This window comes from Parajatrophihabitans canadensis (assembly GCF_053764775.1).
This window is the reverse complement of record NZ_CM132445.1, coordinates 638297-651180: the sequence shown is the minus strand read 5'-3', so window position 1 is coordinate 651180 and position 12884 is coordinate 638297. Positions and strand designations below refer to the sequence as shown.

Annotated in this window: 10 protein-coding genes; 3 read left to right on the top strand and 7 right to left on the bottom strand. The window is 63.9% G+C overall.

The features are described 5' to 3' along the window. Nucleotides 1-77 precede the first annotated feature (77 nt). Both ACSMXN_RS03135 and ACSMXN_RS03130 read left to right on the top strand, forming a co-directional pair. Nucleotides 78-575, top strand: a complete 498-nt coding sequence (locus ACSMXN_RS03135; protein ID WP_196811398.1) for a SigE family RNA polymerase sigma factor — start codon at nucleotides 78-80, stop codon at nucleotides 573-575. Beyond that, nucleotides 572-1795: a hypothetical protein gene (locus ACSMXN_RS03130; protein ID WP_022914845.1), complete on the top strand. Its 1224-nt coding sequence runs from the start codon at nucleotides 572-574 to the stop codon at nucleotides 1793-1795. Before ACSMXN_RS03135 ends, ACSMXN_RS03130 begins: the two co-directional genes overlap by 4 nt. A 19-nt stretch (nucleotides 1796-1814) precedes the next feature. Here ACSMXN_RS03130 and ACSMXN_RS03125 read toward each other — a convergent pair whose 3' ends face one another. From ACSMXN_RS03125 to ACSMXN_RS03095, 7 genes are all read right to left on the bottom strand, one after another. Next, nucleotides 1815-4235, bottom strand: coding sequence for a lysylphosphatidylglycerol synthase transmembrane domain-containing protein (locus ACSMXN_RS03125; RefSeq protein WP_022914846.1), 2421 nt, complete (start codon nucleotides 4233-4235; stop codon nucleotides 1815-1817). A gap of 133 nt (nucleotides 4236-4368) precedes the next feature. After that, nucleotides 4369-5517 carry a right-handed parallel beta-helix repeat-containing protein gene (locus tag ACSMXN_RS03120; RefSeq protein WP_196811399.1) on the bottom strand — a complete coding sequence of 383 codons (1149 nt, stop codon included), beginning with the start codon at nucleotides 5515-5517 and terminating at the stop codon, nucleotides 4369-4371. A 189-nt stretch (nucleotides 5518-5706) separates the two neighbouring features. Then, on the bottom strand, nucleotides 5707-7299 hold the full coding sequence (locus ACSMXN_RS03115) for a GMC family oxidoreductase N-terminal domain-containing protein (RefSeq protein ID WP_022914848.1): 1593 nt from the start codon (nucleotides 7297-7299) through the stop codon (nucleotides 5707-5709). Between the two features lie 116 nt (nucleotides 7300-7415). Then, nucleotides 7416-8771: a cytochrome P450 gene (locus ACSMXN_RS03110; protein ID WP_022914849.1), complete on the bottom strand. Its 1356-nt coding sequence runs from the start codon at nucleotides 8769-8771 to the stop codon at nucleotides 7416-7418. Nucleotides 8772-8929: 158 nt separating this feature from the next. After that, the gene (locus ACSMXN_RS03105) at nucleotides 8930-10042 is read right to left on the bottom strand and encodes a Gfo/Idh/MocA family protein (RefSeq protein ID WP_022914850.1); all 1113 of its coding nucleotides are present in this window, start codon (nucleotides 10040-10042) and stop codon (nucleotides 8930-8932) included. 45 nt (nucleotides 10043-10087) lie between these two features. Continuing rightward, the gene (locus ACSMXN_RS03100) at nucleotides 10088-10510 is read right to left on the bottom strand and encodes a nuclear transport factor 2 family protein (protein ID WP_035944453.1); all 423 of its coding nucleotides are present in this window, start codon (nucleotides 10508-10510) and stop codon (nucleotides 10088-10090) included. 89 nt (nucleotides 10511-10599) lie between these two features. Further along, entirely contained in the window at nucleotides 10600-11019 is a 420-nt protein-coding gene (locus ACSMXN_RS03095; protein ID WP_455407761.1) for an N-acetyltransferase family protein, read from the bottom strand. Between the two features lie 259 nt (nucleotides 11020-11278). Between ACSMXN_RS03095 and ACSMXN_RS03090 the strand changes: the two genes are divergently transcribed. Next, the gene (locus ACSMXN_RS03090; protein ID WP_022914853.1) at nucleotides 11279-12880 is read left to right on the top strand and encodes an MFS transporter; all 1602 of its coding nucleotides are present in this window, start codon (nucleotides 11279-11281) and stop codon (nucleotides 12878-12880) included. The last annotated feature ends 4 nt before the right edge of the window (nucleotides 12881-12884 follow it).

The following is a 12884-nucleotide window of genomic DNA, read 5'->3' as shown; positions in this document are numbered from 1 at the left end:
GGACGCTGCGTCTTACATGCGTGATGACGGTCAAGACCAGGCGCGAAGTGCAGGTCGACGAGCTCGGAGGAGGGCGTGTGGAAGTTACCGCCGGCAGTGGGGTCGACTTCGACACGCTGTATGCCACGCAGTGGCACAAGATGATGCGGCTTGCAATCTTGCTCGTCGACGACCGCGCGAGCGCCGAGGACGTCGTGCAAGACGCGTTCGTGGCGATGTACCGCAAGCCGCTGCGAAACCCAGACGCCGCCGTCGGCTATCTGAGGACCTCGGTCGTCAACGGGGCCCGTTCGGCGTTACGCAAGCGCATGACCACGCGCAAGCACGCCCTGCGCGAGGCGCTCCTGGAAGCCGACGGAATCGACGATTCACTCGCCGCGGCCGAGAACGCAGACGTCATCACCGGGCTACAGGGCCTCCCGCGACGCCAACGTGAGGTGCTGGTCCTGCGTTACTGGCTACGGCTGTCCGAGGCCGAGATCGCTCAAACACTCGGAGTTTCGACGGGCACCGTCAAGTCGACGGCCAGCCGCGGCCTCGATGCTCTGGAATCACTCTTGGGAGGTGTGCGATGAACGAGTTGCCGCAGCACCGTCGTATCGAAGATGACCTCGCCCGCGCTCTGAACGATGCGGCGGTCCGCGCAGTCCCCGAGACCGAGACGCCGCCGCCCTTCGTCGAGACTCGGAAACCTCAGGCGCACGTGCGTTGGATGCTTCCGCTGATGTCGGCCGCGGCAGTACTCGTCCTCGTCGGGGGCACGCTCGTCACCGCGCAGCTGGTCAGTGCCGATCGCTCGCACAGCCCCGACAAGTCACTGGCTAGTCCGACGGGTACGCCCAGCCCTACCGATCCGCCGACTTCGACCCCCACGACGAGTCCGACCGAGACCCCGAGTACGCCGTCGGCCACGAGCCATTCAACGACCACGCCGACCAAGAGCGATGCATCGACGAGCCCAGCGGTGCCGATCGTTACAACGAAGCTTCTGTCGACAGCCGCCGGCAGCTTCACGGTGCCGAGCACCTGGGCGGTCGCGGCCGGCGCTCCCTCGAGCACCGTGTGCATCACCAAGGACGCAGCGCCATACCAGGCTGTTGGGGGCGGCAACAACTGCGAATTGCTCGTCCGGTCATTCTCAGCCACCTCCGGTGACAGCACGCTGGCCGGCGGCATCGTCGACCCGGATCGCCCCGGCGGCTTCGGAGGCACCGACGTCTGTGGAAGTGCGGGCAATGCCGGGATCACCACCGACCAATCCGACGATGCCACCGTCGGCGCGGCGGCCGCCGAGCACAGGGTGTTCGCTGGCTCGTGCATCCAAGGCAGCCTCGAACAGTGGGTAGTGCCGACCGCTCCGGCCGTCGTGATCACCCGCTGGAACGGAGCAGCGGACACTGACGCGGCGGCGGCTTCCGCCGTGCGGTCCGGCCAGCTGGCAGGAAACCGTGGCAGCGTCCGGCTGGTCGACCGTGGCCGGGTTGTCTCTACCGAGGGCAGCGGGGGACGCTGGACGGTCAACATCGATCGAGTCGTGCTGGGCGCCGACGGACGCGTCGAGAACAACAACTCCGCGCTCTACACGTATTCGGAGGGTTACGTCGGCTACCCAACGGGACTGGTCAACATCCAGTACTACGCCAACGGGAAGTATCAGGACCTCTCCCCGGTCGGGTTGAGCTATCTGCTCGCCAAGACGGGCTTCTACGACACCCTGCCGCCGATCGAAAACATGATCGCCGACATCACGACCGACGGAAACGTGGTGACGCGCCTCGTCCTGCACCTGCCGTAGCTGTCAACAGCAACCGCCGTCAGAGAGCGTTGCGACGTTGCAGCCAGCCCATCGCCAACCAGCCGACAGGAACGGGGAGTACGAAGGTGGCCAGTCGAAACAGCAACACCGCGCTGACTGCCGCCGTGCCGGACATGCCGATGGCAGTCAGGCCGGTGGACATCGCAACCTCGACTGCCCCGAGACCGCCCGGCGTCGGGACGACCGAGCCGATGGCCGCGCCCGCGAGGTAGACGATGGCAACCTGGGCAAAACCCAGCTGAGCGTCGAGCGCCTGGGTGGCGGCCCACAGCGCGAAGATGTAGAAGCCGTTCAAGGCAACTGCGCCGCCAACGCTTTCGAGCAGCTTCATCGGGCTCGTGACCAGATTCAGCAGTCTTGGCAGGGCCTCGCGCAGGGGTCCTAGTATCCGGGCCAGCAACCAACGCCGCGGTACCGGGACGCTCAACGTAAGCAGCGCGACAGCGGCGATCGCGCCGAGGGCGAGGAACGCCCAGCCCGGTATCGGGAGGCTGTGATGGGCGGACGAGCCGGTCGCGGCTGCGAAGGCAATCAGCAGCAGGACGTGGGAAACAGCGTTCACGACCTGAGAAAGTCCGACGCTGGTCGCGGCACCTGTCGCGCTGATACCGGCTTTGCGCAGGTAGCGCAGGTTGATGGCCAGCCCGCCGACGGCCGGAGGGGTCAGCAGGCTGACGAAAGATGCGGCGAGCTGAGCCAGCACGGTGCGCCCGAAAATCAGCTTCTCCTGCACATAGCCAGTCAGGGAAATCGCGGCGGCGAGATAGGTAAGGGCCGAGGCCAACACGACGAGGACTGCCCAGTTCCAATGCGCGTCGGACAAGACGGCGGCGAGGTCCACCGAGCCGAACTGGGCGATCAACAGGTACCCCGCGATGATGACCGCAACCAGCGTCACGATCGTACGAGGACGGACCCGTTCGAGCTGCGCCAGCTCAGCCACCGCATCACTGGCGGGCTGCTGGATCTCCGCGCGCAGCTCGTCGAGAATGTCTTTGTTGCGGGCGACGATCTTTCGCGCGTCTCGAGTCAATGCGATCGTCTGCATCATCGGCAGGGTGGCCGCTAATTCCTCCTGGGTCAGAACGGTGCGCGCACTGTGAACAGCTCGTTCGGCTCCGACCAGGACAGCCATGGTGATCAGCAATTGCACGCGACCGATGCTGATCCGCAAGTCGCCAGCAAAGACAAACCCTTCGCTGATGATGGGCAAAAGCACCCGCCCCGTCGGGTCAAGCCGGACCTGTTCGGCGATCAGGCCGTGATGGGTTATGCGCTGGTGATGCAGTAACTCCACGCTTTCCCAGATCTCAGCCAGCTGTTCATCGCTCGGCTCGCCCAATGCTGCGCTTACCGGCTGGTCATAGACCAGCACGACGGTGTCGGGACCGCACGGCACGCCCGCGATCAATGCCGGAACCGGTGCGCCCGCCTGCCCAGCGGCCAAGGCGAGCAGGGATCGGTGTTCGGTAATCCGCTCCAGAGATACAGCCGGTGCCAACGCGATGTCCGAGCGGAGCCGGACCAGCCGGTAGAAGCGGTAGATGAGACCGGTAGCGATGAGATCCCTGTCGAATGCCTGCACCAGAACGTCGCGACCGGTGTCGGTGCGGCACCGGTACGTGCGATGGTCGGCTGGTTGTGCACCAATCCGTTCCATTCGCAACAGGCGTAACCCGCGCTTGACCAACTCGGTCGCGATGCTGACCGCATCGGGCGAGTCGTCGACGGTTCCGGCGAGCCAGCGCGTGCTGACTCCGACGGCAGCTCCGATCGTCGGGCTCATGATCAATGACAGCAGTGACGAATGGGTCCCGGTCAAGGCAGAAACGACGTACAGAGCCGTGGTGGCCACGAACAAGGCCTGCCAGCGGCCGGCGACGCCGATGATGGCCACGAATGCAAACAGCGCAGCCAGGTAGGCGTCCAGTGGACGAACCGTGTCCGAAACGTTCGTACGTACGAGCGAATCGTGCAAGGCGGGGAAAACCGCCGAGGACAGCAGATGATCCAGGCCTTCGACGACACCCAGAGCGACAACACCGGTCAGAAGCGCCTCGATCAGACGACGAGACTGCCCGCGGACCAGTTCGCGAACGATGAGCGCGATTGGCATTGCCAACGCCGCCGTCGCTCCCAGCACGCTGAATAGGCGGATGAAGACATGTGGGACCTCGGACAGCAAACGATTCACGTCCGAGTTCGCGCCTTGGTCGGTTTCCACCGCGACCGTGCCCAAACCAGCAAGGATCAACACCGCGCTGAGCAGAATGAGGGCGCGAACCAGATCCAGCGAACGGCGGACGCGGCCCGGGCGGGTATCCAGAACCTCGAGCTGCCCCAGCTCGCCGAGCTGTTCTCGGCGCGTCGAGGTCGCGTTCGCGCGCGCCGCACCTATCTCCACCGGGCCATTCTCCACCGGGCCATCTTCGCAGCTTCACACCGTCAGAACGATCACCGCCCGGCCTCAAACGCCCAGGCGGTGATCATTCTGTGCTTCGGAGCCTCAATACAACCGAGTCAGCGGTCCCCCGCCGCTCTCACCTTGGGACTCAGAAGTTTGGAGCTGTGCCGAGCTTGTGGGTGACGCCGAAGTAACGGTTCGCACTACCTCGGACGGTCACCGGGCCTGAGGTGAAGACGCCGTAGTAGTCCGGACCGATGAGGTTGCCAGTGATCGTGATGATCAGCGCTGAGGCGCTGCCGAGGTAGATCCCCGTCGTCTGCAGGTCATTCTCATCAGTGCGGAGGTTGTTCTTCCCAATCCTGTTGTAGGTCACCTGGTTCCCGGAGAAGTCAGTCCCCGGCGCGTGTGCGTGAACGACGACTCCACCATGGCCGTTTCCGCTGAATTCGTTGCCGGTAATGGTGTTTCCCTTGACGATGCCGGCGGGAATCGGGCTGGCAAGGATCACGCCACTACCCGCTGAGGCATCCGGCGCGGTAGCGGTGGCCAGGCCGTTGTCGTCGGCGGTGTTGAACTCCACGGTGTTGTAGCTGACGCCGACGCCGGTGTGGTCGGCAAGTGCGATGCCACAGCCGCCGAAGTTCTTGTTCGTGACGTTGAAGCTGACCGTGTTGTGGTTGGCCGGCAACCCGATGTCGTCGGCGAGGTTAATCCCGACGCCGTTGTCGTGCGCATAGTTGAATGACGCGGTCGAATACGAACTGGAGTTGATGTCAATACCGGAACCGAGGTTGCCGGTCACCTCGTTGTGGATGATTCGAACGTGATCAGCGGCTAGCGGCCCGTTCGGCCCGAAGGCAATGGTGACGATTCCGTCGGCGATCTGGTTGTTGTCCGGGTTGAGTGGGCTGGCGCCTGTGACCTTCATGCCAGTGACCGTCGACCACGATGCCGAGACCCCGATGCCATAGATGTCCCCAGTGGCATCGACCGTTGCACCGGGTCGTCCAGCGAGGGTGATTCGCTTGTCTACATTGATCATTCCCGGATACGTACCCTTGCAGACGACGACGGTACCGCCGACTGCGACACCCGCGATGGCGTCCTGAATCTTCGAGTAATCGGGATGATCACAGGAACTACTCCGCGCTTTCGCCTTACTGGCGGTTGGCGCAACGTACACCGTTCGAGACGTCGGATGTGCGCTGGCCGAAACGGCCGTCACAAGGAAGGTAGCTCCGAGACCTGCCGCGGTCAGAATCGCGAGCAGCGGGCGTGACAATCCTTTTTTCATCGTGCCCCCCATACAAATGAAGTGGGCTCGCCGTAGGTGAACGAGCCCTACGGCGGGCACGGTACCGCTCAGCTCATACAATGAGTGTGAGGAAGATGTGACGCGCACCACTCAGTCACGCATCACGTTCGCCGAGACCAGCGCTTGATTCCTCTTGGAATCGTTAGCTGTTGTGCTCGGTGATGATCGTTAGCTGTTGTCCTCGGTGATGAGATCGGCGGCGTGCCAGGCCATCGCCATGATCGGTCCGTTGAGGTTGCCTGCCACCATCTCCGGAAGGATCGAGACGTCGACGACCCGCAGACCGTCCACGCCGCGCACCCGAAGTCGGCTGTCGATGGCGTAGTCGTCGGTCGGCCCCATCGCGACCGCGCCGCACGCGTGGTAGCCCGGCCCGCCGTAGAGGATGCCCGAGCGCAAGATGCTCTCGTCGTCCTGCACGGCGAAGCCCGGCTGGATCTCGGTAAGCACCATGTCCGCGATCGGACTGTTCTGCACCAACTGGCGCATCTTCTTGAACATGTTGATCGAGATGGTCTTGTCGTGCTCAGTAGCGAGGTAGTTCGGTTGGATCTTCGCTTGCTGATGCGGATCGGTGGAGGCGATGTGCACCGATCCTTCGCTGGTCGGGCGCAGCGTGAAGCCGAGGATCGAAAGGCCAGGTCGGCGCTCCAGGCCGACGCTCGTCGGGCCCAAGCCAAGCGTCAGTGGGGTCATCAACACCTGTGCATCCGGCCGCGGGCTGTCATCGGAGCTGCGCATGAACCACAACATGTCGTAGGGCGGAGTAGCCAGCGGGCCTTTGCGGGTGGTGAGGTACTTGAACGTGCTGAGCGCTTGCGCCGGGCGGCTGGCGAGTTGCTTGTTGTAGCCGACGTTGGGCAGCAGGCGCATCTGGATGGGGAAGCACCGGTGCTCATGCATGCCCTCGCCAACCCGGGGAGCGTCCACCCGCACGTCGATCCCGAGTGGCTTGAGGACGTCCGCAGCGCCGATGCCGGACAGCTCCAACATCTGAGGCGTGGCAAGGCTGCCCATCGAAAGGATCACCTCGCGACGTGCGCGCACCACATCGCGGCCGCCCTCGCCGGTTTCGACCTCTACGCCCACGGCGCGGTCGCCTTCAAACACCAACCGGGTCGCCAGCGTCCCGGTCCGCACGGTCACGTTGGGGCGCTTCTGAGCCGGACGGAGGAACGCCTTGGCGGCGCTCTGTCGCAAGCCGTTCTTGATGGTGGCCGGCGACGAACCGATCCGTTCCTGATCGGAGGAGTTCAGATCATCCATCGGTGTCGCACCCAGCGGGACCGCCGCCTCGCACAGCGCGCCGGCGATCGGCTGGCTCAGTGGCGGAATGGAGATCCCGAGCGGCCCGCCTGCGCCACGCATGTCGGAGGCACCGAGCGAGTGGTCCTCCATCTTCTGGAAGATGGGGAGGATCGTGTCCCAACCCCAGCCGGGGTTTCCCAGCTCTTCGATGCGGTCGTAGTCAGCCTGGGCACCGCGGTTGTAGACCATCCCGTTGATCGAGGACGACCCACCCAGCACCTTGCCTCGCGTCCACGGTTCCACTTGACCGAACGGACCAAACGGCTCAGTCATGTACTTCCAGGCGAACTTGTCGGCAAACACCAGCCCTTTGGGCACGTGCAAGGCAGGATTGCGGTCCGAACCTCCCGCCTCCAGCACCAGGACCTGGACACCAGGGTTCTCACTCAATCGGTAGGCGAGCACGCAGCCCGCGGAACCGGCACCGACGATCACATAGTCGAACGTGTCCATCCTGACTCCTACTCCTGAAGATCCCGCCACTGTCCGCCCCGCCACTGTCAGTCCCGGCACTGTCCGCCCGACCGGTATGCCCGACCGGTATGCCCGTGATGCCCCCGCGGGCATCGTCAGCCAGTTGCCGTGCCGATCTTCGCCGTCTCGTGCCGAACGGTCACGGGTTCGGCCAGCCACTGCTGCTCGTCGCAGACGCGCTGCAGCGCCTCCAGCGTCTCGTCCAAGCCAGCACCGAGCTGCTTGCCGGGCGTGAAGGTCGCCGGCAGATGCTTCATGCCATTGATGATCCCGACGGTGTCGTAGTGCACGGCGCCCGAGGGCTCACAGACGAAGTCGGGCATGCGGTCCAGCACGGCCGTAATCATGGTCTTGAAGGTCATCCGCGCGACGTTGGACCCGATGCAGCGGTGGATACCCAAGCCGAAGCTGGCGTGCCGGTTGTTCGATCGGTCCAGCAGGATCTCGTTCGGATCAGGAAACACCTCTGGGTCGCGATTTGCCATCGCCCACGACAGCCAGAGCCGTTCGCCTTCTTTCAACTGCACACCGTCGATCTCAAAGTCCTGCGTGATCGTCCGGCCATCGCCAGGCGCCGGGGTGTAGAAGCGGAGGAACTCCTCGGTCGCGCTGTCCAACAGGCTTTCCCGTTCGAAGGAGAGCCGCTCGCGTTGATCGGGGTGCTCGGAGAGCCACTCCAAAGCGTGCGCAGTGAGAGCTGTCGTGGTGTCGAACCCGCCGCCGATGATGAGGCCGAGCTGGGCCGACAACTCGTCGTCGTCGGGCGTGCGGCCGTTGAGCGTGCAGTTGGCCAGCGCTTCAACCAGTCCGGGCCGCGGATTCTCCCGCACCTCGGGCAATGATTCGCGCAACCGACGGCGCATCTCCTCGCTGGCCGCCATCACTCTGGGCCGGTCGGGTGAGTCCGGTTTGGTGTAAACGCCCGCATGGGCGGGTTCGCAGTACACCGGCCAGTCCTTGAGCGGCAAGCCCATCATTGCAAGCGTCAGGACGGCCGGGACGATATTGGCCAGGTCATCGACGAAGTCGATGCGACCTGTCGCGATCTTCTCGTTCAGCGACGCGCGGGTGATCTCCTCGGCCACCGGCTTCCACCGCGCTACCGCCGCCGGAGACAGGTACGGGTTGAGCGTCTGCCGGTAATAGCGCTGGTCCGGTGGATCCATCTCGAGGAAGCTGCAAGCCATCCCCTCGACCCGCATCGTCGGGATGCTGATGCCCTGCAAACCGCGGTCGAGATCGCGGGCGTTGGAAACCTTGTCGGCGCTACGGGCAATGTCGAATACCTCTTTGTTCGCCGCAGCGAACCAGTGCCCGCCGTGCTCTGCGTTCCACGCCACCGGGCACTTGGCCTGCATATCGGCGGCAAACTCCTCGAACCGGGTCCGGTATTCCTCACCGTGCCGGTTGAAGGTGTACTCCCGGCCCGCGGTCCGTTCGTCCTCGCTCATTCAGGTCTCCCTCATGCCACATCAACGACAGGTGCGTCGGAGTCTCGGTGTTGGAAGAAGGCTAGCCGACTGTCGGCAGCAGTGCTAGGAAATTGAAGCAAGGTTCATCCATCAGTAGGATGTCCTGCAAAGGATACCGGGCGCCGAAGCCTGGATCGCTAGAGCGCGGCGGGCCGCACCCACGCGTCGACGACCGCGGACCGCCGTGCGGCCTCAATGATGGCCTGCACCTGATAGGCATCAGCGAAATCGGGACGAACGCGCCCGTGGCCCTGTGCGGCATCGATCATCTGCCGAAACAACACCGCCATCGCGAATTTAGGCAGCATTTGGTCGGCCTGGCCGCTGAGTCCGATCCCGTCGCGGCTGGTCAGCCGGCCTGGCACGGCCACTTCGACGAGCCCCTCGGACGAGCCGAGGCCCGCGTAGTACACCTTGGTCGCGTTGGTCGGCATGGTGCCCTGGCCTCGCAGCCGCAGGTGACCGCGGCTGCCGAAGGCATCGAGCGTGAAGCCGCTACCGTGCACCGGCACCCACGAGGCGGTGAACGTGCCTATCCCGCCGGACTCGAGGCGGAAGAGCATGGCCGCTGTGTCGGTTACCTCCGGGTCAGGTGTCAAGCCACCAGGTGCGTCCGTGAAGGCCCAGTCGCGGACGTATTGACGGTCCTGAGCGACGACCGACTCGATGTCACCGAACAGGCTGTAGACGACGTGCAACGCATGCGAGCCCAGGTTGCGAAGCGCGCTTGTCGCATGTGCGCCATTCTGAAACCAGTTGTAGGGAAAGTCCGAGCGGGGTTGATCGAACAGCGAGATCTCGTTGCTGCAGTTCACCATGTACACCTCGCCGATTCCACCGTCCGCCACGATCTCCTTGGCGAGCGCGATCGGCGGCAGATGTTCGGAGTAGGCGTCGACGGCGGTGATGGAGCCTGCCCCGGCAGCGGTGTCGCGCAACGTCCGGGCGTGCTCGATGGTGTCGGAGAAGGGAACGGCGTTGTATACATGCTTGCCTGCTGCCAAGGCGGCCAGACACATGTCGAAGCGCAGATCGGGCCGAGTGCCGACGTCCACGAGGTCGATCTCTGGATGCGCGATCAGGTCGCGGTAATCCCAGAATGCCATCGGGATGTCGTTCGCCTTCGCCGCGGCCTCAGCCGTGTCCTGGTGCGCCGTGCACACCCCAACAACTTCGACGTCCGGCAACGCTCGCCAAGCCGGTAGATGCGCCGCCATTCCCCAGTTACCGCTGATGATTCCTACTCGCACCGACTGTCCTCTCCCGGTTACCCCGTGTCGGCGCCCAGACGCCGACTACAGCGCGGCGTGGCTCGCGGCGGGCTCTTTCAAATCCACCCGTAAACGGGTCAACTTTGAAGACTTGATCCGCCAAGCCGAGCCCTGTTTCTCGTACGTCTCGTGGTAATGCCCATAGCCTCGCATTTCGTTGCCGTCGGGATAGCGAAGCAGATCTTCCATGGCCCAGATCCCGGTGGCAGTCGTGCCAGAAACCTCGATCTCGGGCATGTGACCGTGATGCACCGTGACGACATCTGCAAGCGTCGGCACGAGAAAGGTCATGAACTCGTCCGCCCCAGCGATCGTCGGGCCGCCGGCCTCGCTGGTGTCCATCACGACGTCGTCGGTGAATACCTGCCGCATCGCATCCCAGTTCTTCGTGTCCATCGCGCGAAAGTAACGGGCCTTGAGGACCTTGATTGCTTCGATGTCGTCCACAGCGTCTCTCCCATCAGCGCCGAGCTGAATCTCGTTAAGACCGCGGGTCATCCTAACCACGCAGGTCAGCACGACGGAAGAGGACGCATTCAATCTACAGTGGGAATAGCTGCAGTCCCGACGCCTGACCACCGCAGGGTCATGTCCGGCAATCTCTCCATGTTTTGCTGGCCGTCACTGGTTTCAAGGACGGTGAAACCGCGTCGCTCGTAGAACGCACGGGCATCGGTGTTCTGCTGAAAGACATGAAGCGTCACCCCGCCGGGGCGGTGCTTCTTGACCTCGTCCAGTAGTAGCGTGCCGATGCCCTCGCGGCGGACATCCGGACGAAGGTAGAGGTGTTCGAGCACATCCCCTTCGAGAGCTGCATAGCCCAGAATCTCTGAATCGCGCACCGCAACCCAGATGCGGCAGGTCCTCAGCAGAACGCTCTCCACCCACCAGCTGACCTGCTCGTGATTGCGCCGCTGCGGCGGCAGGTACGGCATGGTCGCCGCTCTCGAGTCCATGTGGACGCGTGCAATCACCGCCGCGTCTGTAGCGGCCGCGAGCCGAATCTGAATGCTGCTCACTCGATCACACCCATTCTTTCGCCGACCCTACCTAATTGACTTGCTCACACCGCCTTGGAAGAGCGCCGCCTGCTGGCATAACTTTGGTGTCATAGGCAGTGTCAACAGTTTGAATGCGCCTTCACTTCGCGCTCGGGAGGGATCGGCCGCTGTCGATAGCTCGGGCGGCGTGAGCACATCGAGGTAGGGGGAAATCTTGTCACGAGCCGTCGCCACGACCGCGGGGTCGAGCGCTTTGAGCGTCGGCGACACGACGAGGGACAATCGCCGATGGCTCGCCTTGGGGGTGATGTGCTTCACCATCCTCATCATCAGCTTGGATCAGACCGTCCTGAACGTCGCCCTTCCCACCTTGGTGGAGGAGCTTCGACCCAGCAGCGGTGGTCTGCAATGGATAGTCGACAGCTACACCCTGACGAACGCAGTTCTGTTGTTGTCGGGCGGAGCGCTCGGCGACCGTTATGGCCGGCGTCGGATGTTTCTCATCGGCGTGACCATCTTTGGTTGCGGTTCGTTGGCTTCGGCGCTAATCCATTCGACCGGGCCGCTCATCGCCTGCCGGGCATTGATGGGGCTGGGCGCCGCCCTCCTCATGCCGGCGACGTTGTCAATCATCGCCTCTGAGTTCACCGGATCTGACCGTGCGCGGGCCATCGGAATCTGGGCCGGCGTCGGCGGCATCGGAACTGCGGCCGGCCCGCTGGTCGGGGGATGGTTACTTTCGCATTTCTGGTGGGGAACGATCTTCCTGATCAACGTTCCTATCGCCGTGGTCACCTTCATCGGGGCGTTCGTGCTGGTTCGGGAGAGTCGGGGCGATTCCGTCCGTCACCTTGATCCGATAGGCGTCGTGCTTTCCGCGCTTGGGCTCACCGCGCTTACTTACGCCGTGATCGTCGCGCCGGCCGATGGCTGGCAATCCGATGTTGTCATCGGCTCGCTGCTCATATCGGCAGTGTTGCTGGGTAGCTTCTTCTGGTGGGACGGTCGGCGCCCGGAACCGCTGCTCGACGTCCGGCTCTTCAAGAACCGCACCTTTTCATCGGCCCTGGGATGCGTGACGGCCGTCTTCTTCGCGATGTTCGGAGTCAGCTACCTGCTCAGCCAATACATTCAATTCGTTCAGGGCGTGGACGTCTTCGGTGTGGGTTTGCGGTTCCTTCCGTTGGCAATCGGCACGTTGGTGAGCAGCAACATCGCAGCACGCCTCACAGCCTGGCTCGGACTCCGAGTCGTGATGGTGACCGGCATCTTGCTAGTCACGGCGGGCATCGGGACGTTCACGCAGGTCTCGGTGACCTCAGGTGTCTACCCAGTCGCAGCTGCGTTCGCCGCCATAGGTATCGGAATGGGACTGGTCATCGCGCCGGCGTCGAACGCGATCATCAACACCCTGCCGGCGGGCAAGGTCGGTACCGGATCAGGCCTGCGCAGCACGGTGCAACTACTCGGCGGTTCCTTTGGCGTGGCGGTGATTGCGAGCCTGGCCACCAGCCGTTACAGATCAGCGATGGATCACAGTTTCACCGGCCCCCTCGCCGACGTTCCGCGGGAGGTGCGTCCGGGGATCCGCGACCAGCTCGGGCAGGCCATCAGCTCGGCGCAACAATTGCCACCAGAGCTGGCCAAGACCGTCGTGGCCGAGGCCAAACAGTCGTTTATCAGCGGCATGCACCTGAGCGCCACCGTCGGGCTCGCGGTGATGTTGTGCGCGGCGATCGCGGCCGCCACCTGCATTCCGCGCCGCAGCGAAGCGGTGTCCGACGACGAAAGCGTCGAGGCCGCAACTTTCGTCTAGGCGG